Source organism: Selenomonas sp. (assembly GCF_057272215.1).
In genome coordinates this window covers 36,505-60,122 of the sequence record NZ_DBHIUY010000010.1, presented here as the reverse complement: position 1 = coordinate 60,122, position 23,618 = coordinate 36,505, and the positions used below count along the sequence as shown (strand labels likewise).

The 23,618-nt window shown below is 53.8% G+C and carries 19 protein-coding genes and 1 pseudogene; 15 read left to right on the top strand and 5 right to left on the bottom strand.

Annotated features, from left to right (window positions below; genetic code table 11):
• Positions 1-2: 2 nt before the first annotated feature.
• Positions 3-7,913, bottom strand: a complete 7,911-nt coding sequence (locus ACO5Z0_RS09525) for a two-partner secretion domain-containing protein (RefSeq protein ID WP_485650105.1) — start codon at positions 7,911-7,913, stop codon at positions 3-5.
• Between the two features lie 408 nt (positions 7,914-8,321).
• On the opposite strand from ACO5Z0_RS09525, the pseudogene ACO5Z0_RS09520 reads away from it, so the two are divergent.
• Positions 8,322-9,467, top strand: a pseudogene (locus ACO5Z0_RS09520) (recombinase family protein); the annotation flags it as partial.
• Between the two features lie 141 nt (positions 9,468-9,608).
• Here ACO5Z0_RS09520 and ACO5Z0_RS09515 read toward each other — a convergent pair.
• Positions 9,609-10,028, bottom strand: a complete 420-nt coding sequence (locus ACO5Z0_RS09515; protein WP_485650104.1) for a pyridoxamine 5'-phosphate oxidase family protein — start codon at positions 10,026-10,028, stop codon at positions 9,609-9,611.
• A 76-nt stretch (positions 10,029-10,104) separates the two neighbouring features.
• Between ACO5Z0_RS09515 and ACO5Z0_RS09510 the strand changes: the two genes are divergently transcribed.
• Positions 10,105-11,049, top strand: coding sequence for a helix-turn-helix transcriptional regulator (locus ACO5Z0_RS09510; protein ID WP_485650103.1), 945 nt, complete (start codon positions 10,105-10,107; stop codon positions 11,047-11,049).
• Here ACO5Z0_RS09510 and ACO5Z0_RS09505 read toward each other — a convergent pair whose 3' ends face one another.
• Positions 11,050-11,847: an SDR family NAD(P)-dependent oxidoreductase gene (locus tag ACO5Z0_RS09505; RefSeq protein WP_485650102.1), complete on the bottom strand. Its 798-nt coding sequence runs from the start codon at positions 11,845-11,847 to the stop codon at positions 11,050-11,052.
• 125 nt (positions 11,848-11,972) lie between these two features.
• On the opposite strand from ACO5Z0_RS09505, the gene ACO5Z0_RS09500 reads away from it, so the two are divergent.
• From ACO5Z0_RS09500 to ACO5Z0_RS09490, 3 genes are all read left to right on the top strand, one after another.
• On the top strand, positions 11,973-12,344 hold the full coding sequence (locus tag ACO5Z0_RS09500; protein WP_485650101.1) for a MerR family transcriptional regulator: 372 nt from the start codon (positions 11,973-11,975) through the stop codon (positions 12,342-12,344).
• Positions 12,345-12,585: 241 nt separating this feature from the next.
• Positions 12,586-14,115, top strand: coding sequence for a YifB family Mg chelatase-like AAA ATPase (locus ACO5Z0_RS09495; RefSeq protein ID WP_485650100.1), 1,530 nt, complete (start codon positions 12,586-12,588; stop codon positions 14,113-14,115).
• Positions 14,116-14,145: 30 nt separating this feature from the next.
• Complete coding sequence (locus tag ACO5Z0_RS09490; protein ID WP_485650099.1) at positions 14,146-14,463, top strand: TfoX/Sxy family protein; 318 nt, start codon at positions 14,146-14,148, stop codon at positions 14,461-14,463.
• A gap of 152 nt (positions 14,464-14,615) precedes the next feature.
• Here ACO5Z0_RS09490 and ACO5Z0_RS09485 read toward each other — a convergent pair whose 3' ends face one another.
• Positions 14,616-15,395 carry a DUF4931 domain-containing protein gene (locus ACO5Z0_RS09485; RefSeq protein ID WP_485650098.1) on the bottom strand — a complete coding sequence of 260 codons (780 nt, stop codon included), beginning with the start codon at positions 15,393-15,395 and terminating at the stop codon, positions 14,616-14,618.
• 211 nt (positions 15,396-15,606) lie between these two features.
• Here ACO5Z0_RS09485 and ACO5Z0_RS09480 point away from each other — a divergent pair, with 211 nt between their 5' ends.
• The 6 genes from ACO5Z0_RS09480 to ACO5Z0_RS09455 all read left to right on the top strand — a co-directional run bounded on the left by ACO5Z0_RS09480 (position 15,607) and on the right by ACO5Z0_RS09455 (position 20,449).
• The gene (locus ACO5Z0_RS09480; RefSeq protein ID WP_485650097.1) at positions 15,607-17,268 is read left to right on the top strand and encodes a putative polysaccharide biosynthesis protein; all 1,662 of its coding nucleotides are present in this window, start codon (positions 15,607-15,609) and stop codon (positions 17,266-17,268) included.
• The gene (locus ACO5Z0_RS09475; RefSeq protein ID WP_442673263.1) at positions 17,265-18,137 is read left to right on the top strand and encodes a diacylglycerol/lipid kinase family protein; all 873 of its coding nucleotides are present in this window, start codon (positions 17,265-17,267) and stop codon (positions 18,135-18,137) included. The genes ACO5Z0_RS09480 and ACO5Z0_RS09475 overlap by 4 nt, the downstream gene beginning before the upstream one ends.
• Before the next feature lie 156 nt (positions 18,138-18,293).
• Positions 18,294-18,875, top strand: coding sequence for a translation initiation factor IF-3 (gene infC, locus ACO5Z0_RS09470; protein WP_442673270.1), 582 nt, complete (start codon positions 18,294-18,296; stop codon positions 18,873-18,875).
• Between the two features lie 2 nt (positions 18,876-18,877).
• Positions 18,878-19,072, top strand: a complete 195-nt coding sequence (rpmI, locus tag ACO5Z0_RS09465; RefSeq protein ID WP_442673262.1) for a 50S ribosomal protein L35 — start codon at positions 18,878-18,880, stop codon at positions 19,070-19,072.
• A 32-nt stretch (positions 19,073-19,104) separates the two neighbouring features.
• Positions 19,105-19,458 carry a 50S ribosomal protein L20 gene (rplT, locus tag ACO5Z0_RS09460; protein ID WP_006192170.1) on the top strand — a complete coding sequence of 118 codons (354 nt, stop codon included), beginning with the start codon at positions 19,105-19,107 and terminating at the stop codon, positions 19,456-19,458.
• A 169-nt stretch (positions 19,459-19,627) separates the two neighbouring features.
• Complete coding sequence (locus tag ACO5Z0_RS09455) at positions 19,628-20,449, top strand: TrmH family RNA methyltransferase (RefSeq protein ID WP_485650096.1); 822 nt, start codon at positions 19,628-19,630, stop codon at positions 20,447-20,449.
• Here the strand turns inward: ACO5Z0_RS09455 and ACO5Z0_RS09450 are convergent.
• Positions 20,437-21,138, bottom strand: coding sequence for a thiamine diphosphokinase (locus ACO5Z0_RS09450; protein ID WP_485650095.1), 702 nt, complete (start codon positions 21,136-21,138; stop codon positions 20,437-20,439). The genes ACO5Z0_RS09455 and ACO5Z0_RS09450 overlap by 13 nt on opposite strands.
• Positions 21,139-21,250: 112 nt before the next feature.
• On the opposite strand from ACO5Z0_RS09450, the gene ACO5Z0_RS09445 reads away from it, so the two are divergent.
• From ACO5Z0_RS09445 to dut, 4 genes are all read left to right on the top strand, one after another.
• Entirely contained in the window at positions 21,251-21,928 is a 678-nt protein-coding gene (locus ACO5Z0_RS09445) for a metal-dependent hydrolase (RefSeq protein WP_485650094.1), read from the top strand.
• Positions 21,925-22,863, top strand: a complete 939-nt coding sequence (gene miaA, locus ACO5Z0_RS09440) for a tRNA (adenosine(37)-N6)-dimethylallyltransferase MiaA (protein WP_485650093.1) — start codon at positions 21,925-21,927, stop codon at positions 22,861-22,863. Before ACO5Z0_RS09445 ends, miaA begins: the two co-directional genes overlap by 4 nt.
• On the top strand, positions 22,853-23,086 hold the full coding sequence (gene hfq, locus ACO5Z0_RS09435) for an RNA chaperone Hfq (protein WP_442673257.1): 234 nt from the start codon (positions 22,853-22,855) through the stop codon (positions 23,084-23,086). The genes miaA and hfq overlap by 11 nt, the downstream gene beginning before the upstream one ends.
• A 74-nt stretch (positions 23,087-23,160) precedes the next feature.
• On the top strand, positions 23,161-23,616 hold the full coding sequence (dut, locus tag ACO5Z0_RS09430) for a dUTP diphosphatase (protein ID WP_485650092.1): 456 nt from the start codon (positions 23,161-23,163) through the stop codon (positions 23,614-23,616).
• Positions 23,617-23,618 lie beyond the last annotated feature (2 nt).

The window sequence follows — 23,618 nt, the reverse complement described above, 5'->3', positions numbered from 1 at the left end:
CTTCACAGCTCCAATTTTTTGCCGGAATCCGCTGTTCCTGGTCTGATTTCTCCTGTTTGAGGATCCGCTTCTCCCAAATGTTTTCCACGTTTATCGAAAACTTCTAAATGGGCACTTTCACCAATATGTTGTGTATCTCGATAATAATAGTAATTCCCTTTTTTGTATATCTTTACATTTTTTCTTATTTTTCCAGTGAAATGGTACTCTGGATTTCGCAAAACAGTCTCTGAATCTAAAGGTACACGCTTGTCAATTACATAGGCAGGAAGATCGTTAATTTGAGATTTAGAAACTGAAGCAAGGAAGCGGGATGTATCCTTTTGCATATTATCCAGCGAATTTTTTGTAATTACGAGGCCATATCCTGTAAGAGCAGCACCTTTGGCAGAGATGGAAAGAGAGAGCCCGCCTGTCTCTGGAGCCGCTACGAGACCGCTGGCGCCCATAGAGAATCCCATACCGATGCTTCCCAGGCCGAGGTTGAAGGTAGCCACATCTCCAGCAAGCGTAGCGAGATGATAAAATACAGTGTCTCGATTGTCGATGCGGCGCCCTGTCAATCCTTGGTAAATACCTTGGCCGAGGCCGAAGGACATGTTGTTGTCTACCGCCACAACAAATCCAGCAGCTCCATCTATAAGCGGATTCCGCATGTCCGCAGGCGTGACTGAAATCCTGCCTAAGCGAATTTGTGGCAGTCCGTCGAAAGTGACGTAATCGGTATTTTTCTTGTTGATGATATCAGCGATTTCATCGGGCGAGAGGATTCCTTCTTTTGTCAGGCGTTCTTCCTCTTCGTCGTCTTGCCGGTCTTTTTCTTTGTCGAGTCTTCGATATTCCTGCTCGATCGCCTCTTTTTCGGCTTCTGTATTGACCGCTTGCAGACGGCGCTCTTTCTCTAGGAACTGTGCTTTTGTCAATAAGTTGTTCTTCGTCCCGCTTGCCGCAGCAGTCGCACCAGCACCGGCATTGCCGCCGACCGCTTTCGCCGCAGCAGCTCCTACAATCGCGCTGACGATCTGTGCCGTGCCGGGATCCTTGATCTTCTTGATCTCGCCGATTACAGCCTCATTTACTCCTGCACCAATCGCACCAGAAGCAAAGCCAGCACCTGTGATCTGGCTCATGATGCCGCCGATGATGGCATGGACAGCGATTTTTCGGCCGCTGCCGTCGTCGGGGAGGTTATGCGCGAGACGGAAGGCTTCTTCGCCGAAGGCTTTGGCAAGCTCCTGTTGCTCTTCAATCTTTTGCTTGTCAAAGATGCGCCCGAGTTCATTCAGCGTGTTCGCCGTATCGCGGCTCAGGGCAGAGATGTCCTGCGTGGGATTCTTGCGAATGTCGATTGTTCCCGGTGCAACGGCAGAAGTTGTCGTGCTGTTCGCATCGCCCTTGGCAGGCATGGAAAGGTTGGGGGAGAGGCCTATGGTGTTATAGACCTTGTTCTTCTCTTGTCGGCTCATCTTGTCATAGCTGCCGTAGTGGTGATACTCGGCACCGATGCTCTTCGAGTTGTAGTCTGCCTCGTTTTTCAAGTTACCGAACGAAAACATCCCTGTCGAGAGGCGGTTCTTCTCCTTATCCGCCTCGCTTGCAATCACGGCACCCTTGAGGTCGGTATTCTTTTCGACATAGATATCAAAGCCACCTTTGCCTGCGAAGATGCCGGACTGACCTCTTGCACTGCGGTAGTGGGAGTCGATCGTTCCTCTGTTCGCCGAAAGACCGATCGTGGGCTTGGAGAATTTTCCCGCGCGAATATCCCACGAGAGATCGAAGCCTGCCGATGTGTTCTTCTCCTCGTAGGTTTCTTTTTCCTGCAAGGTCTCGATGTTGAGATTGCCGCCGATCTTTGCTGTGACCTTGTTGCCTTGCACCGTGCTGCCGAGGATGTTCGTATCCTTGCCGCTTTCAATCTGCAGGGCGTCTTTCGCAGCGATCTCCGTCGGGGTATAGGTCAGCGCATTTTCCCGGCTGTTTCCCTGTGCCTTGCTTGCGTGCAGGGAAAGCCCGGAAAGTCCTTGCGGGCTGAAGGAGATACCGATCCCGGCGGAGCTTGCTTCGTTCTGCGTCGTCGTGCGGTTCCTGTTTTCTCCGGCGGTCAGCTGTATATTCTGCTTTGCTGTCAGGGCGACGTTCTTTCCTTCGACTTTAGAGCCTTGGATGGTAAGATCGCGTTCGATGGCAGAGAGCGTTGCTTTCTCTCCGGCGGCTATTTTGCTGCCCGCATATTCCTTGGTGACGCTCTCCGTGCGGCTGTAAGACTTGCTTGTGCCGAGGCTGAGATTCAAGGAGAAGCCCGAGGCATCCTTCAGCGGGTTTTGTCCCTTGCCGAAGTTTTCATGGATGAGGCGGCCGGCCTTCCAGGCGTAGACGGCCTTCAAGCGGTCGTCCTGCACTTCGCCCATGCGCTGCAAAGGTGCGGCGATCTCCTGTCCGAGGCTCAAGAGTCCATGCCCGAGGCTGACGGTCAGTCCCGTTGTTCGGCTCTCCTGCGTCAAGACATCGCGGTAGATATTTTCCCTGCCGTCGATCTGCGTCTCCTTTGCCGTGATGCTCGCATTTTTGCCTGCGAGGATGCTGGCCGATGTGAGGTGTGCGGTATCTCCGGCTGTGATCTTGACGTCGCCTGCAAAGCCTGCGATGTTCGTTCCCGCCTGTGTAAGGGCAGAGCTGTCGCGCTCGCTCTTGACCTGCTGCGTGCCGATGGTGAAGCCGAGACCGCCGGAGGAGAAGATGCCGGAAGTCTTTTCTTCCTTGAAGCTGTCCGTATGGGCGTAGTTCTCTTCCGATGCCGCAGTGAAGTTTCTTCCTGCAGCGATATTCGTGGTATTGTCCGCGAGGACGTTTGCCGCCTGCAGCGTCACATCTTGTTTGGCGGCGAGATTGATGTTCCTGCCTGTGACCAGCGTGCCGCGCGCCTCGTCCGCCGCATTGTCGATGCGGATGGTTGTCCGGGTGCTCGACAGGAAGCCGCTTGCCGTATGGCGATGACCGTAGTGATCTTCGGCAGTTTCGCGTCCGGCGGTGAGGGTGATGTCCTTTCCGGCGGTGAGGGAGGTCGTGCCTTCCGTGCTGGCGATGGCAGCGGCTCTTGCTTTCAGATCGTTTCCGGCAGCTATGGAGATGTTTCCATCGGCGCGAATCTCTGTGCCAAGCTCTGTACCGCGCTTGGTGCGCAGGTAATTCTCTGCATTCTCCGTCATGTCTTTTTGGCTTTGGAGCTTCTTTGTGTCAAGCGTGATGTTTTCTCCCGCTGAGAGGAGGACGCTGCCATTCTTGCCAAGCGCGGAGAGCGTTGCGCCGACAAGCTCGATGTTCTTTCCTGCGCTGGCGACGAGGACGCCATCCGCGCCCTTGACGGCGATGCCTGCCGTCGTGTTCAGTACGTCTTGGTTCGCCAGATGCTCGCTCGTGCTCTTTGCCGCTATATTGCCCTTGGCCTCCAACACGACAGACTTCTCGCCGAGAACCGAGCCTTGGATGCGGATGTCTTTTTCCGACTGTAACGCGATGTTCTTGCCGAGGACAAGCCCCGAGCTTTCCAGATCTCCCGCTTTGGCGAGGATGTTCTCCCCGTAGAGCGTGCCTGCATTCTTGAGGGCTTCCTTGGTCTCGACGACGATGTTCTTCGCCGAGACGAGGCTGCCGCCTTCGGTGAGCTTGAGTCCGCCCGTATTCTTGGTATAGAGGACGGGGTATATGGCGCGTTCTTTTTGACCGTTGACTTCGACCTCGCGCTCTTCGAGCCAGATCATATCCGAGGTGAGAGAAGCGATCTGCTCCTTGGAGAGGGCGACGCCTGGGGCGAGGTTCATCTCTTTGGCATAGGAAATGCCCGCATCCATCAATGCTTTGAATGCAGTTTCATCGTCCGTATAGCCTTCCAGATGGCGTTTTCCCGTCTGCCTTAGAATCTGATCGGCAAGAAGCTGTTGCTCGTAGAAGCCGTCGCCGATGCGCTTGGGAATCTTGTCTTGATCCCATTTCATTTGGCGGTACATGTAGTCCGAGGAGAGGAATTTCCGCTTGTTGGTAAAGGCGGGATCCGTTTCTACGAGATACTTTGCCGTGGATTCCGGATGGACATGGTAGAGAGAACTGACGAAGAGGGCTTCCATCTTCGTACGGTCGTCGGATTTGGATGCGTTCGTGTGGGAGAGTCCGAAAGGGGAAAGAGCGTTTTGCACGCGCTGTCTCTGTGCATCTTGGATGTCCGCCTTTTCGACGGACGCAGCATTGCCGCCCTCATAGGTCTGCACGCCGATGGGGGAGGGATTGCTCTTGGTGATTTCGGGCGTCATAAAGACTTGGGAATTGTAGCGGCGCTCCCGTCCTGGGTGAAACCAGCCGCCTCTTCTCGTGTAGCTTCCCTGCGTCGTTCCGAAAGTGACGGCAAGCTCCTGCTGCTTTTTTGCGTCTTCTCGAAGCGCTCCTGTGGTTTTCAGCGTATTGCCAGCGATGATGCTGCTGTCTTCATTTTCGACATCGCTTTGAAGGAGAATGTTCTTCCCCGCACGGATACTGCCAGGAAGAGACGAAGTGACTTTTTCGTTGGAGATTTGCGAATAGCTGCGAATCACGGTGAAGTTGTCGATCTTTTGTCCGGCGGCTTCAGCGACGGAGGCGTTGTGCGCCTTTGCTTCTTCGTTGTAAGCCGTGATCTTTTCATTGAGTCTGGTGAGGATGGCTTTATACTGCACATCCCATGCTTTTTGTGCGGCAGGATTGTCGTCAGCAGGGCGTGCAGTGGGCATGGAAGTCACGTTGAAGCGCTCGAAGATGGGATCGTCGTAGGCGTAGTTCGGTGCGATCTTGCCGATGAGTTCGTCGGGAATGGGCGATCCTCCTGCGGCGATTTCTTCTGGGGAGAGTTGCCGGATTTCTTTATAGGCAGCGAGTTCGAAGATAGGCTTTAGGGCGACGTAGCTGTGATATGCGCCGTAACCGCTGTCGATGTCACGGAATTCTTCTGCGGGAAAGGCTTTGCCGTATTCTTTGTGTCCGCCCTCATCAATGCGAAGCTTCACGGGATTGTCTTTCGTCTCTGTGATGACACGCTTGGCGGAGAAGGCGGCGTTCTCGTTCTTCGTCAAAGGCGCGGTGATGGAAATGCTGCCCTGCGCCTCGATGCGTGCGCCGCGATTGGCGACTTCTTCTTTTGCCGCAAGCGAAAGATCGCCGCCCGAGTAGAGCAGGGCATTTCCGCTGTTTTGGATGGAGTTTGCCTGAAGAGCGAGAGCTTCACGTGCGGCGATGACGCCTGAGGGAAGGGCGGTGAGCTCGGCTTTGACGGCATCTACAACCTTTTGCTGTGTGTCGTAGGCGGATTCGGCGGTTTTGATGTTCGTGTTGTAAATGGCAATGTTCGCCTGGGTTGTGAACTTTGTGACGTCGACGCGATGCGCGGCTTCGAGGAGCTCGGCCTTTTCCTTGAGGATGCGCATCTCTTGTGCCAGACGCGCTTCAAGAGCGGCATGCTTTTCGTTTCGGATATGCGAAGCCTGCACATGGATCGTATTGCCGTAGATTCTGCCCGTGGCGTCGTTCTTGAGATTCGAGGCGGTGATAGCGGCTCCTTCGTCGGCTTGAACAAGGCCGCGATTCTCCATATCTGTCGTATGAATGGTGAGGCTTTTTCCAGAGATTTCTCCCGCAGCCGTTTGCGTAAGGCTTCCTGTCGTTGCAAGGAAAAGCGTGCCGCCAGCTTCCAGCTTTCGTTGATTGTAGACGTTTCCCTGAAGATTTGCCGTGAGGTTTCTTCCTGCATGGAGATTGCCGAAGTTTTCTGCAGCAGCTTCGTTGGAGAGGCCGCTGTCATGGAGCGAGAGGCGCATATCTCGGTTGGCAGAGAGATTGCCGGCAAGGGGCATGGCGCTCGCTTCAATGGAGAGGTCTCTGCCGCTTTGGATAGAGGCGTCTTGGATGTCGAACGCATTTTTGACGGTGAGGGAAACATCCCCGTTGCCTGCAATCTGACCGCTTTGTGTATGAAGGTTCTCGGCAGAAAGCGAAAGATTGTTTCCGCTGAGGAGTTGTGCGCCGTTATTGCTGAGTTCTTTTGCCATGATTGTGAGCGTGCCGATATCGTTCGCTTTGCCCGAGGGAGCGATGGCGGCAGCAAGCGTGCCTTTGTTGACGACGGAAGCAGCATGAATCGTCGTATCCGCTTCGCTGATGATCTTGCCGCTGTTGTAAAGCGCGGCGGCAGAGATGTCTTCTTCCGTGCCGTTCTTTGCCTGTACGTTGATTCTTCTGCCATAGATTCCGCCGGTGGCGTCATTCTTGAGCTGTGCAGTATGGAGAATTGTTTCTTCCTTCGCTTGAACAAGACCGCTATTTTCTACATCTGCCGCCCTGACATGGAGATGCCCTGCCGAGAGTACTCCCGCAGCGGATTGCGTGAGACTTCCGTCTGCCGTAAGGGAAAGCGTGCCGCCTGCATTCATCGCCCTCTGATTGCGGATGTTTCCCCGGATGTTTGCCGTGAGGTTTCTTCCCGCATGGAGATTGCCGAAGTCCTCGGACGCCGCCTCGTTGGAGAGGTCGCTTTTTACTGCGATGGTCATATCCCTGCCGCTGGAGAGATTGCCGCCAAGGGGCAGGACGTTCGCTTCGACGGACAGGTCTTTGCCGCTTTGGACGGCGCTGTTTTCAACGGTCAGGGCATTCTGGGCGACAAGGGAAATATCCCCGTTACCCGCGATGCGGCTGTTTTGCGTGTGCATGTTTTCGGCGGATACAGCGATGTCTTTGCCGCTGAGGAGTTGGGCGTTGTTGTTGTCGAATTCTTTTGCCGTAACAGTGAGCGTGCCGGCATCGTTTGTTTTGCCCGAGGGAGCGATGGCGGCGGCGAGCGTGCCGGTATTGGCGATGGCTGAGGCATGGATTGCCGTATCTGCTCCGCCAACGATCTTGCCGCTGTTTTGCAAGGATGAAGCCGTCAGGACGGTGTTTTCCTTGCTGTAAACAGCGCCGCTGTTTTCTATTTCGTTTGCACGAATACGAGTCGAGCCGTCCGTGTAGAGGTTGCCCGATGTCTTGAGGTTACCGTTGACGTCGAGGGATGTGGCCTCCGTGCTCGTGATCTGTCCCGCGAGGTTGACGCCGAGTCCTTTTTCCGTGCCGATAAGCTCGATGCGGTTCGCGTACATGCCGCCGATGGCAGCGAGATCGAGGGCGTAAGTCGGCGTGTCCTCCGTGCCTTTTATGGGCGTGATGGTGCCATCGGCATAGCGGATTTCGTTGGCTCCGGCAGCGAGCTTGGCGTTTTTCGCCCAGAGTCCGGCATTGATTTCGATGGCGCGGGCATAGATTTCCGCAGAGTCTACACCTTGGACATTGAGACCGTTGCCTGTGACAGAGAGAGTGCCGCCTTCCACACGGATGGCAGCGAGATTGCCCGATGCATCCATCTCGGTGCGCCCGGTGGCAAGCGTCACTCTGGCGGTATTCAAAAAGCCGGCACCGTCTGCCAGAATCCCGTTGGGATTGGCGATGACGATGCCGGCTCTGTCGCCTGCGACCTCTAAAAAGCCGCGCAGTTCAGACGGATTGGCGCTCGTGACTTCGTTGACGATGATGCGTGCCGTGCCTGCGGCGAGATTTGGATTCCCCTGCACGTATCCCGCAAGCTCGGTGGAGGTGAGGCTGTAGCTGTTGTTGAGGATGGCGCCGCGTTCGGGAACATTAAAGAATTCATAGCGGTTGACAGACACGCCGCCTGCCGTGGGCGCTGTGATTTGAACGAGGGGATTGCCGCTTGCCGTTTCCGTTACAAGGGGGCGTTCCGCAACTGGGGCGTTGTTGTCCGGAAGAATTTCCTCCGCAAAAGCAAGCATCGGCTGCACAGAGAATGCGCCCAAGGTGAGCCAGCTCGTAATCTTTCTTGCCAGTTCCTTCTTTTTCATGCGATAAGAGCCTCCTTGAATGATGTAAAACACAAAATGAATAAAACTATGATAGCATGTTTTAATGATTCTTTCAAGAGAGCAAAAAGGGGAAGGGAAAAGATAGATGTAGTCTTATAGTCTATGGAGTCTGTCAGCGTATGTACAGCTCTTCGAGCAGTCTTGTTCGACATCCAGATTCCATGACCAATTTTTAGATTCTCGTGTCCAGTTTTTCTGGCTAGGGTGTGCAAAATCTCGACCTAGGGGGTGCAAATGCACCCCCTAGCACTATGCCGAGAAGCCTTGATTTATGCGGCTTCGCGGCGCATACTCGCTTAACGATAGGCAGGGGGGTGCAAGGGGGTGCATCGTTAATCGGGTATAGGGGGTGCATCGTTAGATTGTATCAAAGTTAGGGGTAAGACGGAACTCCTTATAACGATTATGTCCAGCCTGGCTCAGGAGGAAAGCCGCAGCATCTCGGAGAACACCACATGGGGCAAGCGGAAGCAGTTCGCTGAGGGCAAGACCAGTGTGGGCTACAGTGCATTCCTCGGCTATGACAAGGATTTCAAAATCAACGAGGAACAGGCGTAAGTGGTGAAGCTCATCTACAAACTCTTCCGCGGCGGGCGATCCTTCTACGCCATCACTAAGGAACTGGAAAAGCGCGGCATCAAATCTCCGTCGGGAAAGGATAAGTGGTACATTTCTACGGTGCGCTCCATTCTTACCAACGAGAAGTATCGTGGCGACGCACTGATCCAGAAAGAGTACACGGCGGACTTCCTCGATAAGACGCGACGGAAGAATACGGGCGAGATTCCGCAGTATTATGTGGAGGAGCACCACGAGGCGATTATCCCGCCGGACTTGTTCGATTTTGTACAATCGGAGATAAAGCGTAGAGAACAGAACGGCAAGCACAGCGGAGTGAGTATCTTCGCGAACAAAATCAAATGCGGCTGCTGCGGCAGTTGGTACGGGGCGAAGGTATGCCACCCCACGGATAAGTACCGCAGAGTCATTTACTGCTGCAACAAGAAATATGCCCACAGGGGAAAGTCGTGCAGCACGAGGCATCTGACGGAGGATGAGATCAAACAGATTTTCGTTAAGGCAATGAACTCGTTGGTGGAAGTCAAAGAGAACGTGATTGCGGAACTTCGATGCCTGATTGATAGCGTTTGCCAAACGGAGGAACTGATAGAGGAGCGCGGTAGGGTAGAGCAAGAACTTCGTGTTTTAGCAGAACGCCTTGAAACGCTGATTCGCGAGAATGCACGGGTGGCACAGGATCAGACGTTATATCTGAAACAGGAAAATGAGATTCGTGCGCTCTATATGAAAAAGCAGGGGGATATGGAGCAGTTGGACGAGCAAATTGCCGCGAGGGAGAGCAAGAGAAACACCTTGGAGACCATGATTCAAGTGGTATGTGGCATCAATGGGGAGCAGGTTGAGTTTGACGAGGAGCTATGGGGAGGTCTGCTTGATTACATTGTGGTCAAGGAGGACGGCGCGGTAGTTGTTATTTTCAAGGGCGGGATTGAGATTGGCATTAGGGGGTGAAGATATAACTTCCAGAGGTCACCTTTCACACAAAAGATTCCATTTACCAGAAGCAGCCTCGCTACAGACGCAGAAAAAAGGACGACCTTTCAGCCGTCCTAAGAAAGATGCTCTTCAATCATCGGTATGGGGAAACAACACTCAAATCTCGATCGTCTCGCTGTGCTCCATATCCACAGTAACCGTTGCGGTGGGGAATGCGATCTCGTAGACGATGAGTGCGTCACCGACCGCAGCAATTGTTTCATCGTAGCCCGGAATCTTTGCCGTGAATGTATCGGCGAGGTCGAAGATACTGCGCGTGCTCTTCGCGGCAGTGCCGACGGCACGGACGTGTGCTGTTCCTCCGTCATGAGGGATCGTAGTGAACGAAACTGTATGGTTTGCGTCGATTTCACCAACCTTTGCATTGTCTGGAAAGGTTGCGAAGTAGACGAGCTTTTTCTCCTCTGCATAGACAAAATTCACAATGCGCACATGGGGCGTATTGTCCACCGATGTAGCAAGTGCGAGGTCTTGATGTGCTGCCATCAGGCGCAGAAATTCGTTACTCATGTTCATATCCATACTCCTTTTCTTTGTGGAATAGTTATAGTATAGTATAAAAAGGTGTCAATTTGCGGCACTTTTATGGAGGATGTATATGAATAAATCCGAGCGTCTGAACGATATGATACGTTATCTTTCGGGAAAGAACTCTTTTCAACTGCGCGATCTGATGGAGCGATACAGTATTTCGCGCAGCTCCGCTCTGCGCGATGTGCGTGCACTTGAGGAGTTGGGACTGCCAATTTTTACACGCGCAGGACGCGGCGGATCATATGGGATCTTACCGAAGCGTCTACTTATGCCGATCCTTTTTACAGTAGATGAAATATATGCGCTCTACGTTGCAATGCGTACGCTCGACTCATATCAGACTACACCGTTTCATCTGGATGTGGCGCGTCTGCGGGAGAAATTTGAGGAGTGCGCCCCTCTTCACAGAGCTTCCCTGCATCGTATCGCGGATATTTTACGCCTTGATGTGACGAAGCACGCGAATGAGAGCACGTGTCTGCGCGAGATTTTACAGTTTGCGGTGCAAGAGCAGCCTTGCGTGATTCAATACCAAAAGAAAGAACTGCGCCGCTATACAGTACAGTTCTTTGAGATTCGCGCAGCGTATGGGCAGTGGTATGGAACGGCACACGATTTCGAGATGGGGCAGGCGCGTGTCTTTCGGTGTGATCGAATCACTTCCGTGGAGGCGTGTACGGATGCAACGGGGATGCCTCTTTCAGCATTTGCTCGTCCTGCAGAGGATCTCTATTGCCGTGCAGATGCTCTCTCCTTTGTTGTCAAAATTACAGCAAAAGGACGAGATTTTTTTTATAAAGAACACTATCCATCCATGCGACTTGTGGAGGAGAACGGGCGGTACTATATCCATGGATTTTATAATGTGGGCGAGGAGACATTCATTGCAGACTATTTCATCCACTATGGAGATGCGGTGTGTGTGGTTGAGCCTATGGCACTCAGAGCGGCGATCCGCACACGGCTGCGTACATTGACGGCACATTATAAGGAGAGGGCTTAATTACTCATCGACTACATTTTGATTATGTGCAGAACCTCCCGCATAGGGAAACTGTGGCAGGCACAAACGAAATGCGAAGGTCTCGCGATCAACGATACCGATTGTCTGGTCGCTATCGTATAGGGCGAGCAGGAACTCTGCCATTTGATCGCTCGTGTGATAGGTGCCGAATGCCTTGTTGTAGTCGTAGGCGGGGTTGTTGTTTGCGACTGCGCCGAACTCGGTCTGCGTTGCAGCAGGAGCGAGGAGTTTCGTACGCAGTTTCGCACCACGTGCCGTGAGCTCATGTGCGAGCCCCTCGGTGAAGGCACTGACATAGAATTTTGTCGCGCAGTAGGTGACAGCAGTTGGGACAATGGTGTAGCCGCCAACGGAGGAAACGTTGATCAGCTGCGCATCTTCTATCTCAGCGAAGTCTCGTACAAAGAGTGTGGAAAAGACGGTCAGTGCCTCGATGTTCAGATGGAGCATTTGCCGCATTTTGCCGAGGTCAGATGCACCGACTGCGCCATAGTTTCCAAAGCCCGCATTGTTAATCCACGTCCGGATCGGCAACTCTTTCACTGCATCATAGACTTGCGTGATGTTTTCGGCAAGGCAGAGATCGGCAGTCTTGACGATAATGTCAAGTGTCGGATGTGCGGCAAGAAGTTCTTTCCTTAGAGCATTTAGTCGTTCTGTGCGTCGCGCAATAAGGATGAGGTTGTGTCCACGCATGGCGAATGCCTTTGCCGTTGCAGCTCCGATACCTGAGCTTGCCCCTGTGATGACAGCGTATTTGTTGTTTTGTTTGGTCATGATGAGAGAAATCCTCCTCGTATAATGTGTTTTGTAAGCAAGACAACATTGCTTTGCTTACGGAAAACCTTCTTTTGGTGCTACTTTATAATGTAGAGTATACTCTATGTCAAGGAGGAGATTTTATGGAATATAGCATTGGTGAATTCTCTCGGAAAACGGGTCTTGGCATTCATACACTGCGCTACTATGAACATGAAGGGCTGATCTTGCCGGAGCGTACGACGGCGAATCGGCGGCGGTACTCTGAACGTGATGTTGCGTGGGCGGCATTTCTCCTACGCCTCAAGGAGACGGGAATGCCGATTCGGGAGATTCGGCGTTATGCCGCACTGCGGTCAGAGGGTGATGATACCCTCTCGGCGCGGATGGAAATGCTCACAGCGCATCGTGCTAATCTTGCGGCGGAGATGGAGAAACTGCACGCACATATGGAGGCGCTCGATGATAAGATCGCATTTTATCGTGTGGAAATTGCGGAGCGTGGTAAAGAATGATTTGATGCGGAGTGATCTGTATCAGATAATCTGCACAGGAAAAGCGTTGCAGTGATGCTCGCTTAATGATGAACAAGGTGAAGGGATAACCTAAACTTAACCAATCAGTTTGCCTCCCTTCGGGCTTGACCTCTTGGCATTTTACACTAAACCATGGGCAGCAAGCAGGATTAAATCTCATCAATGGAGAAAAATAGTAAACAAAAGAAACACCATTCCAATCAAAAAGAGGTGCAGCTTTGTGTTTGCTAAATCGTATGGTGCGGTGACTTTCGGGGTCGATGGGAGGATCATCGATGTCGAGGTTGATGTTTCTTATGGATTTCCTGCGTTCGACATCGTCGGGCTTCTTGATACGGCGGTGAAGGAGTCGCGTGAGCGTGTGCGCACGGCGATCAAGAATACGGGCGTGAAGCTCAAGCCTGCGCGGGTGACGATCAATCTTGCGCCTGCAGATATACGAAAGGACAGCTCGGGGCTGGATCTGCCGATTGCCGTCGGGCTTTTGGCGGCGTATGGGCTGATTCCGGCAGAGCGCATGGAGCGTGCCTTGTTTGCGGCAGAGCTTTCTTTGGAGGGGGAATTGCGGAGTGTGCGCGGTGTGCTGCCGATGACGGTCGGGGCGAAGGAGCATGGTTTCAAGGAAATCTTCGTTGCGCCGGGCAACGGCAGTGAGGCATTGCTCGTCGACGGTATCCGCGTGTATGCGCCGAAAAACTTGCGCGAGATGTACGATTTTCTCTTGGGCAAGGCGGAATTGCTTCCGTTGGAGGTGAATCCCAGTGCACCAAGCGATATGGAAGTGCCTTCGGATGACTTTGCCGATGTGCAGGGGCAGTTCTTCGCCAAGCGTGCTTTGGAGATCGCGGCGGCGGGAGGGCATAACCTGTTGATGGTCGGCGTTCCAGGCTCGGGCAAGACGATGCTCGCGCGCCGTCTGCCGTCGATTCTGCCGCCGATGACGCGGCAGGAAGCGTTGGAGGTGACGAAGATCTACAGCATCGCGGGGCTTTTGAAGGACGGCAGCGGTCTCGTCGAAGAGCGTCCCTTTCGCAGTCCGCATCATACGACGTCGACGGTGGCGATGATCGGCGGCGGAAGCATCCCGCGTCCGGGCGAGGTGACGCTCTCGCATCACGGCGTGCTGTTTCTCGACGAGCTGCCGGAGTTCGGCAAGTCGACGCTGGAAGTCCTGCGCCAGCCGTTGGAGGACGGTGCTGTGACCGTGGCACGCGTCAATGCGACTTTGACGTTTCCCTCTCGTATCATTTTGGTCGTGGCAATGAATCCTTGTCCGTGCGGCTATTTTGGCGACAAGGAGAAGAGCTGCGACTGCACGCCGAATGAGATCAAGCGCTATACGCGGAAAATTTCGGGGCCGCTGCTCGATCGCATTGATATTCATGTCCATGTGCCGCGCGTCAAGTACGAGGATATGACATCTGTGGCGAAGGCGGAATCTTCGGCTATGATTCGTGAGCGCGTCCTGGCTGCGCGAGAGATTCAGATGGAGCGGTTGCGTGAATGGGGCATTTTCTGCAATGCGCAGATGAGTCATGCGATTTTGAAAAAGACGTGCCATCTTGAGCCGGAGGCGCAGAATCTCTTGGCGCAGGCATTTCAAGTCATGAATTTGTCGGCACGCTCGTATGACCGCATCATCAAGGTCGCTCGCACGATTGCCGATCTTGACGGGGCGGCGACGATCGAGGCGAAGCATGTGGGAGAAGCTATACAGTTGAGGGACGATGTGGGACTGAATGTGGAGTGATGAGGAAGTCATGTTGATGGAGGAATGTTTATGGCATCGACGAAAGAGTATCTGGAGTTCGTATTGGAACAGCTATCCGGTTTGGAAGATATTTCCTATCGTGCTATGATGGGCGAGTACATCCTTTATTATAAGAAAAAAATCTTCGGAGGAATTTACGATGATCGATTCCTTGTGAAGCCGGTCAAGGCAGCTGTTGTGCATATGCCGGATGCAGCGTATGAACTGCCTTATGAGGGGGCGAAGGAAATGTTGTTGGTGGATCGCTTGGAGGATAAGGCGTTTTTGAGCGAGTTGGTGCATGCGATGTATGAGGAGCTGCCCGCGCCACGAGTAAAGAAGAAATAGAAGAGGGTTTGTTGCATAAGACGCATTTTCTTTATGCAACAAACCCTCTCTTATGTAAGTAAGACGGTTAAGGAAGCTCTGACAAATGCAGCTTCCATCTTCATACAGCTACACTGTATTCTCGTCGTTGACAAATCCTCGACATAGCACCGTTACGCTTGCGGTTTACTGCCGCTGAAATATATTCTTCGTACATCATCGCGCAAATCTTCCAGATTGCTTGGGCGGAATCGTATATTGTAGCCGATAAAGAGGGGGGATGTGGCGAATCTTGGCATGATTTTGACACGCATGACGCCGCGCTCCTGGTAGAAGAAGATGTTGTAGCTGTTGCATCGTTTGTTGAAGTGGCGCATGAGGTAGTCGACGGCGATTTGTATGTCGTCGGCTACCGTGTCTATAGGGGCGCCTGCCGTTGGCACGATGTTGAATTCGCTGAAGCCGATGCGCGGGCAGGTAGCGATGTTGAAGTCGACGCCGTTTTCTTCGTGGATGGTCAATCCCTTGAATTCTATGGGATCGAAGGTCAGATGTTCGTTGAGTGCGTGAAAGCCGACGATCTGCATGTGGGGATGGCGTAGTGTACCGCCGGATAGAGGACCGAAGTTCTTGAAGAAGATGACTGTTTCATAGTCGCCGGAGTTCTGCATTTTTTGCCAGTGATGCACGCCGAAGCGAATGAGGCGGTGCATGTGATCTGCGGAGTAGTCAGGCATGTCCGAGTGGCAGATCTTGCTTTCGATGAGGACGAACTGGTCGGCGTCTTCGATGACGTTGTATTTGTTCTTGAGCAGGATGAGGTCACCGTCTGTATCGACGATGCCCGAGAGTTTCTCGCGGTCGCAGAAGGGGCAGGGGGCGGTCTTGTTGATGATGTTTTCCGGCTTTTTCTTGCCGAGCGTCGTATTGAAACCGATGAGATTGATTTCCATAGAGAAGACACCTCAAGTATTGTAACAAAATCGACCTAGTATATTTCCGGCAGAAATGGTATAATTCCTACGTTAAGTTCTAGGGAATTTCAGGGTGCAGAAGATGCATCATTCCTCTTATTATATAGAAATTCGTACATTTTTGCAAAGCGGCTTTTCTGTATTCCGTATAGCTGTGAAAAATGGAAGAGGGGAATTGGGCAGTTAGGCGGTGTTTTGTATCAGTAATCAGAAATCTACAGGCAAGAGCAAGGCGGAGAGCTTCCTCAAGGGAACATTGATCTTGACGGTGGCGAGCTTTGTCGTGAAGGTCATCGGCTCTTTGAACTGGATTTTCGTTTCGCGCATTTTGGGCGGCGAGGGCATCGGGCTTTACCAGATGGCTTTTCCGATTTATTTTTTTGCTATGAGTATTTCACAGGCGGGTGTGCCTGTCGCCATATCGATCATCACGGCGGAGCGCGTCGCTTTGAAAGACGTATTTGGAGCGCGTCGCGTCTTTCGCATATCCATGACTTTGATGTTCTTTACGGGTCTTTTGTTTTCGCTTCTGACGTATTTCGGCGCGGGTTGGCTTATCGAATGGCAGTTCATTCGCGATCCACGCGCTTATATGGCGGTTGTGGCGCTCTCGCCGACGATTTTCTTTGTGACGCTGCTCGCAAGCTCACGCGGCTATCTGCAGGGGTGGCAGCGCATGACGCCGACGGCGGTTTCGCAGATCATCGAGCAGATCTTCCGCGTGCTTACGATGGTGATTTTTGCGAGTCTCCTGCTGCCGATGGGGATTGACTATGCGGCGGCGGGGGCGAGCCTCGGTGCGTTTGCCGGCGCCATCGGCGGACTTTTGGTGCTCGTGTATTATCATTGGAAGCTCGACAAGGATATCGAGCGAGAATACGGTTCGAATCTTGCGCCGCCGCCGGGGAAGGAGCCGACGCCGCTCGGGGCGATCATCAAGCGCATTTTTTCGCTCGCACTGCCCGTGTCGGCAGCGAGTATCATGCTGCCGATCGTGTCGAACCTCGATCTCTTGATCGTGCCGCAACGGCTGGAGGTCGCGGGCTATACGGTGCCGCAGGCGACGGAGCTTTTCGGCTATCTCACGGGCATGGCGGTGCCGCTCGTCAATCTGGCGACGATTCTCACGGCGTCTTTGGCAGTGAGTATTGTGCCTGCCATCTCGGAGGCGCGCGCATTGAAAGATACGCAGCGCGTCTACAATCAGACGGCGGCTGCCGTGCGCATATCGAACTTCGTATGCTTCCCTGCGTTCGTCGTTGTGCTTGTGCTGGCGACGCCGATTTCGACGCTTATTTATAATGCGCCGGGCGCAGGTCCCGCCGTACTCGTCTCGTCGTTTTCCATTGTGCTTCTCGGGCTGCATCAGGTATCGACGGCGGTCCTGCAGGGGCTTGGGCATCCGAAGATCCCGATGATTAACATGATTCTTGCCGCTGTCGTCAAGGTTGTTCTCAACTGGGTTTTGACGGCGATTCCGTGGCTCGGTATCATGGGCGCGGCATGGGCGACGGCGGCGGATATGGGGGTTGCCGCTGTCATCAATCTCTATTTCATTCGGCGATATATCGGCTATCGCATGGAGCTTCTGCAGTTTTGTAAGACGATGGCGGCTGCGGCTGTCATGGCAGGGGCTGTGTATGTTTTCTATGGTTTCGTCATGCATACGTTCGCCGTCAATGCAGCGGCGACGTTTGGCTCTGTGCTTGTCGGCGTCGTCGTCTATGTAGCGGCGCTGCTTCTTATCGGCGGTCTTTTGGAGGAGGACATGGCGCGCATACCGTTCATCGGCTCTTTGAGTATTCGTTTTTTGCGGCGCATCGGTGTTTTCCATACGGGGGCGAAGTCATGAGAAAGTTCTTGCTGGTCTATAATCCCGTTTCGGGCAACGCATCCTTCAAGCAGCGGCTCGATGAGATGATCTGGCGCTTCCAGAAGCTCGGCTGTATGCTCATCCTCTATCGCACGAGCAAAGCGCTCGGCGATCTTGCGCTCTATGTGCGCGAGTCGGGCGCGGAGGGGATACTCGTTGCGGGCGGCGACGGTACGGTGCATGAGGTCGTCAATGTGATCGTACGCGAGAAAATTGATGTTCCTTTGGCGATTATCGGCAGCGGTACGTCGAATGATTTTGCGACGTATCTCGGTCTTGCAGGAGATCTTGAGGCGTACATCGCGCGGATTCTCGCGCGTAAGACGATGCGTGTCGATCTCGGGCGCATCGGCGAGGAGTATTTCATCAATGTGGCAAGCGCCGGCGTTATGACGAATATCGCGCACGAGGTTGACGTGCGGCTGAAAAATACGCTGGGGAAAATGGCATATTACTTGAAGGGAATCAGCGAACTGCCGAAGTTTCGTTCGGTGAAATTTTCCATCGAGGCAAACGGCGAGATGCGCGAAGTGGAAGGATTTCTCTTTGTGATTGCCAACAGCGGCGTTGTCGGCAGCTTCAACAATGTGGCGGCACATGCGAGCATCGACGACGGTAAGCTCGATCTTCTGCTCGTGAAGAAGTGCAGTTTGCCGGAGCTTGTCGCTTTGACGGCGGAAATTGTTGCGGGAAAGGGTATCTCCGAGAAGAACGTGCTGTATTTGCAGGCGAGCGAGTTTCATATTGCGGCGGATGCGCCGCTTTTGAGCGATGTTGATGGTGAGCAGGGACCGCCGCTTCCTATGCATGTTGAGGTCGTGCCGCGCGTGATCGAACTTTTTGTTTGAACCCTTGCGCCCTCATGCGCCGGGTTTTGAAAAAATTCCTTGACGCACGTAGGTTTTTATGGTATTCTAGCAAAGTAATTCAAGAAGAGGCCGCCGCTTCTCACCTGCCGATATATGTCGGACGGGTCTTATATGCAGGGTTTGCAAAAGGAAGGGGTGGCGTCTGCCGCCCTTTTATTTTGCTCGTTCACCGGGAGGTGTTTTCCCATTAGCAGGGAATCTTTAAGAATCAACGAAGAAATCCGCATTCGCGAGGTGCGCGTCACGAGCGCGTCCGGCGAGCAGCTTGGCATCATGGCGACACGCGATGCTTTGCGTATGGCGGAGGAGCAGCATCTCGATCTCGTCGAGGTTGCGCCGAAAGCGAAGCCTCCTGTCTGCCGCATCATGGATTTCGGTAAGTACCGTTACGAGCAGCAAAAAAGGGAGAAGGAGGCGAAGAAGAAGCAGAAGATCGTCACGATCAAGGAGGTCAAGCTGCGCCCGAACATCGAGCAGCATGATTTCGACGTGAAGCTCAAGAATGCTCTTCGCTTTCTTGAAGAAGGAAACAAGGTCAAGGTCACGATTATGTTCCGTGGCCGTGAATTGTCGCATCCGGAACTTGGCAGAGAGGTTTTGAACCGCGTATCCGATCAGCTCAAGGAGCTCGTTTCCATCGAGCGCGATGCGAAGCTGGAGGGCAAAAATATGACGATGATTCTTGCCCCGAAGGCGCAGACTAAAGGAGGAAAATAAACATGCCAAAGGTAAAGACACGCAGAGCCGCTGCAAAGCGCTTTTCGATAACGGGTTCCGGTGAGTTTAAGCGGAACAAGGCGTTCAAGAGCCACATTTTGGAGAAGAAGACGAGGAAGCGCAAGCGCAACCTGCGCAAAGCGACGCTTGTCGCTGCTGCCGACCACAAGCGCGTGCGCGATATGCTGAACAAATAATATTCGACAGAAGATAATGGAGGAATAAGGTTATGCCAAGAGTAAAATCCGGCGTTACGGCGCATCGCCGCCATAAGAAGATTTTGAAGCTCGCCAAGGGCTATCGCGGCGCGAAGAGCAAGCAGTTCAAGAAGGCAAACGAGACGGTCATGAAGGCGCTCTATTATGCTCGCCGCGACCGTCGTGCGAAGAAGGGCGAGTTCCGTAAGCTCTGGATCGCCCGTATCAATGCGGCTGCACGCATGAACGGCATTTCCTACAGCCGTCTTATCAACGGTTTGACGAAGGCTGGCGTTGAGGTCAATCGCAAGATGTTTGCCGATCTTGCCGTGCATGATGAGAAGGCGTTTGCCCAGCTCGTTGCCATCGCTAAGGAAAATCAGTAAGAATATGACGAAGGGGGAGCTTTTTTAGCTCCTCTTTTTTATTATAGAGGTCTAAGAAGGCAAGTCCAAAGAGCGCAGACGGATTGGCGAACTTTCGTTAAGGGCGGCGCGCGGTGTCTTTTGGATAGACGTTTGTATGTGTAATCTGTACGATTTTCATGGAGGAACGATGGAAAAGATCGAGAGTGTGCAGAACAAGAAGATCAAGTGGCTTGTGCGTTTGAAGAATGCCAGGCGACGCAGGGCGGATGGCGTCGTCGCCGCCGAGGGCGTGCGCCTCGTCGAGATGGCGGCGGAGGCGGGCTGGGGGATGCGCCTTTGCCTCGTCACGGCGGAAGCTGTGCGAGAGGTGCGTGTGCAGCGTATCGTCGCTCGTCTGACAGAGTTCGGCTGTCCACTCTACGAGGTGACGTCCGAGGTTTACAGGAAGGTGAGTGATACAGATACGCCGCAGGGGATTCTTCTTGCTGTGGAGGAACGATGCGCAGACTTGGCAGCGCTTGCCCCGCAGACGGATATGCTTGTCGTCGTGCTTGACGGTGTGCAGGATCCGGGCAATGCAGGGACGATTGTGCGTACGGCGGATGCGGCGGGAGCAGACGCCGTTCTTTGTTTGGAAGATACAATCGACGTGTTTTGCTCCAAGGCGGTGCGCGCGAGTATGGGGTCGGTCTTTCATGTGCCGATCATACGAAATGTATCGTGCGAAGCGTTGCGCATTTTTCTGCAGCGAGGGCGCGTACGCCTGCTTGCCGCCGACCTCGACAGAGCGGCGCAGCCGTATTATGCGGCAGACTACAGCGGCGGCGTCGCGCTCGCTTTCGGCAACGAAGGCAACGGCGTGTCGGACGAGATTCGGCGGATGGCGCAGAAGCGGCTTTTCATCCCGATGTTCGGCAAAGCGGAATCGCTCAATGTTTCAACAGCGGCGACGCTCCTGCTCTATGAAGCGGTAGGCGTGCGGCGTGGCTTTCGCCGTCATTGCCAATAGAGGTAGACGGCGAGCGTGCCTTCTTTCAGCCGGACAGAGAAGGATGAGCTGTCTGCGGCAAGTTCGTTGCTGACGGCGTAGGGGGCATCGCTGCGCAGGACGGCGTTTTCCAGCTGCCACTCCGTTCCTGTGACGGATATGCCGCGGCACTCGGCTGTCAAGGAGAGAAGCGAGAGGGCTTTGGGCTTTTTCGCTGCTTGGAAGGTCAGGCTGTCCTTTCCGTGCAGGAAAAAACACGCTTCTTTTTCGTCCGCCAAGATCATCGGTATGTTGCTGAACGCACATGAAAAAAGCGTGCTTATAGCATGGTCGAAGCGCCCGCCGAAAGCTCCCGTGAGCAGGAGAAAGGCGTCGGGGGAAGTGGCTTTGATCTTTGCAAGGGCAATCTGTGTGTCTGTGAGGTCTTTTTTTACATGGAAGCGCTCGGTTTCTACACCTGCGGTGAGCGCCCAATCCCAAGCGGCGGGTGCGGCGCTGTCCCCGTCGCCGAGCAGGAAGTCGGGGATGCGGTTCATCGCATAGCAGAGGTCGATGCCGTGGTCGATTGCCCAGAGTTTGCCGCAAAGCGCCTCTTGAAGCCAATCGACCGCAGGCGGACGGCCTCCGGTGATGAGCGTGTAGATGTGCTCGGAGAGTGTGTAAGAAAAGGTGACGACGCCTTGTGGCAGGGAAAATTTATTCGTGTGCATGTTTTTTCTCCTCGATTATTTCGTCAGGAAGGTTTTTCAGGTTTTTTGTTTAATTATACAATATATTAGATTTTTTTGGTTGAAAAATAAACGATGAGAGGAGTTGGAGAAGATGGTCAGGTATACTTACTACGGACACGCTTCCTTCTTGCTGGACGACGGCGCTTCGAAGGTGTTGACCGATCCGTTTCTGACGGGAAATCCACTCGCTGCGATTCGAGCGGATGAGGTGGAATGCGATTACATCTTGCTGACGCACGCGCACAGTGACCACTTGGGCGATGCGCCTGCCATAGCCAAGCACACGGGTGCTATGGTTTTGGGCATACCGGAAGTCCTCGACCTCTGTTTGCAGGCGGGGGGCGACATCAAGACGCACGGCATGAATATCGGCGGTTCGGTCAAGCTGCCGTTCGGCAAGGTGCGCATGACGATGGCGCTGCACAGCTGTGGCGTGGCTGGCGGCATCGCCTGTGGCTATGTCATACAGATCGGCGGCGTCAACATCTACTTCGCGGGTGATACGGCGCTTTTCAGCGACATGAAGCTCATTGGGCAGAAGGATCCGCTCGATTATGCCGTGCTGCCCATCGGCGACAATTATACGATGGGTCTTGAAGATGCGGCGCTCGCTGCACAGTGGCTCAATACGAAGAATGTCCTGCCGATCCACTACAATACTTGGCCTGTCATCGCGCAGGAAGCGGAGCGGTATAAGGAAGTGACGGAGGGCATGACACGCGCCGCCGTACATATCGTGGAGCCGGGCGCGTCGCTGGAGCTTGCATGAAAAAGGCGCGGCTCGTCGTCCTCATCGGGCCGACGGCGGTCGGCAAAACGTCGCTTTCGCTCGCACTCGCCAAGCAGCTCGATGCAGAGATCATCTCGGGCGATTCGATGCTCTTTTATCGTGGCTTCGACATTGGCACGGCGAAGCCGACGAGAGATGAGCGTACCGTCGTGCCGCATCATTTCATCGACATCCTCGCACCGACGGCGTCGTTTAATGTGATGGACTTTCAGCGGCTGGCACATGAAGAGATCGGGCGCATCACGGTGCGCGGCAAAATGCCGCTCGTCGTGGGCGGCACAGGGCTTTACATCAAAGCGCTCGTTGAAGGCTACGTTTTCAACGAAACTTCGGGCGACGCGGTATATCGGGAACGTCTGGAAGCATTGGCACGGGAAAAGGGCAAATCCTACGTTCATGGTCTTTTGCACGAAATGGATCCGCAGGCGGCGGCGCGGCTGCATGTCAACGATTTTCGCCGCGTCGTGCGTGCCTTGGAAGTCGCTTCCTTGGGACATGAGCATATCTCTGAGCGACGTGCAGCGACTTTTGGAGATCTGTTCTACGATGCTTACGTCGTCGGACTTCGGCGTGAACGGCAGGAACTTTATATGCGTATCGAAGAGCGTGTCGATGCTATGCTGGCTGCCGGTTTTACGGAAGAGGTGCGGTCGCTCTTGTCGGCAGGCGTTCCGCACGACTGTCCGGCGATGAAGGGCATCGGCTATCGCGAAATGCTTGCATACCTTGCAGGGCGCATGGATTTGGCGCTTGCCGCAGCGGAGATTAAGAAGGCGACGCGCCGCTTTGCGAAGCGCCAGATCACATGGTTTCGCAAGATGCCGTATGTGCATTGGTATGATGCGGCGCAGGGGGAATCGGCGCTGCTTGAAAAAATTTGTACGGATATAAGGAGGTCTTTCCATGCCGGTTAAACCGCTCAACCTACAGGATAATTTTCTCAATCAGATGCGCAAGGAAAACAAAGCGGTCAGCATCCATCTGCTCAACGGCTTCCAGATGAAGGGATATGTCAAAGGGTTTGACAATTTCACTGTGATCTTGGAAGTGGCAGGCAAGCAGAATCTCGTTTACAAGCACGCCATATCAACGATTGCCGCAACGAAACTCGCGCCGGTCGGCGAGACGGAGAAATAAGAGGAAAAGCCTTCTCCCGCGGCGAGGAGAAGGCTTCTTTCGTGATGGACATAAAGGCTTTGGGGGGGAATTTGTTGCGAAGGCGTGGATTTGAAGTCATCCAAGCGTATAAGGCGGCGGGGATCGTTCTGCCGCAGCGAAAGACGGCGGCGAGTGCGGGATATGATCTCGCGGCGGCGGAAGCCTGCGTATTGCCGTGCGGCAAGGTGACGCTCGTGCCGACGGGACTCAAGGCGTACATGCAGGATGACGAGTATCTGGGGCTGCACATCCGCTCGGGGATTTCGCTCAAGCATCAGCTTATGCTCGTCAACGCGCAGGGAATCATCGACGCGGATTACTATGATAATGCAGAGAATGAAGGGCATATCATGGTGGCAATTTTGAATCTTGGCGCAGCGGATTTTCTCGTGGAAAAGGGGATGCGCATTGCACAGGGCATCTTTTACAAGTATCTCACCGTCGACGAGGATGAAGCAGGAAAGGGGGATGCGCGTATCGGCGGTTTCGGCTCGACGGGTAAGGGATGAGG

What these genes read in the sequence shown, in the direction of transcription:
- ACO5Z0_RS09515 (WP_485650104.1), bottom strand. Translation starts at nt 10,028, where the DNA reads ATGAACATGAGTAACGAATTTCTGCGCCTGATGGCAGCACATCAAGAC.
- ACO5Z0_RS09455 (WP_485650096.1), top strand. Translation starts at nt 19,628, where the DNA reads ATGGAAAAGATCGAGAGTGTGCAGAACAAGAAGATCAAGTGGCTTGTG.
- rplT (WP_006192170.1), top strand. Translation starts at nt 19,105, where the DNA reads ATGCCAAGAGTAAAATCCGGCGTTACGGCGCATCGCCGCCATAAGAAG.
- rpmI (WP_442673262.1), top strand. Translation starts at nt 18,878, where the DNA reads ATGCCAAAGGTAAAGACACGCAGAGCCGCTGCAAAGCGCTTTTCGATA.
- ACO5Z0_RS09450 (WP_485650095.1), bottom strand. Translation starts at nt 21,138, where the DNA reads ATGCACACGAATAAATTTTCCCTGCCACAAGGCGTCGTCACCTTTTCT.
- ACO5Z0_RS09490 (WP_485650099.1), top strand. Translation starts at nt 14,146, where the DNA reads ATGGCATCGACGAAAGAGTATCTGGAGTTCGTATTGGAACAGCTATCC.
- ACO5Z0_RS09445 (WP_485650094.1), top strand. Translation starts at nt 21,251, where the DNA reads ATGGTCAGGTATACTTACTACGGACACGCTTCCTTCTTGCTGGACGAC.
- ACO5Z0_RS09475 (WP_442673263.1), top strand. Translation starts at nt 17,265, where the DNA reads ATGAGAAAGTTCTTGCTGGTCTATAATCCCGTTTCGGGCAACGCATCC.
- ACO5Z0_RS09500 (WP_485650101.1), top strand. Translation starts at nt 11,973, where the DNA reads ATGGAATATAGCATTGGTGAATTCTCTCGGAAAACGGGTCTTGGCATT.
- ACO5Z0_RS09485 (WP_485650098.1), bottom strand. Translation starts at nt 15,395, where the DNA reads ATGGAAATCAATCTCATCGGTTTCAATACGACGCTCGGCAAGAAAAAG.
- ACO5Z0_RS09525 (WP_485650105.1), bottom strand. Translation starts at nt 7,913, where the DNA reads ATGAAAAAGAAGGAACTGGCAAGAAAGATTACGAGCTGGCTCACCTTG.
- ACO5Z0_RS09505 (WP_485650102.1), bottom strand. Translation starts at nt 11,847, where the DNA reads ATGACCAAACAAAACAACAAATACGCTGTCATCACAGGGGCAAGCTCA.
- miaA (WP_485650093.1), top strand. Translation starts at nt 21,925, where the DNA reads ATGAAAAAGGCGCGGCTCGTCGTCCTCATCGGGCCGACGGCGGTCGGC.
- ACO5Z0_RS09510 (WP_485650103.1), top strand. Translation starts at nt 10,105, where the DNA reads ATGTATATGAATAAATCCGAGCGTCTGAACGATATGATACGTTATCTT.
- hfq (WP_442673257.1), top strand. Translation starts at nt 22,853, where the DNA reads ATGCCGGTTAAACCGCTCAACCTACAGGATAATTTTCTCAATCAGATG.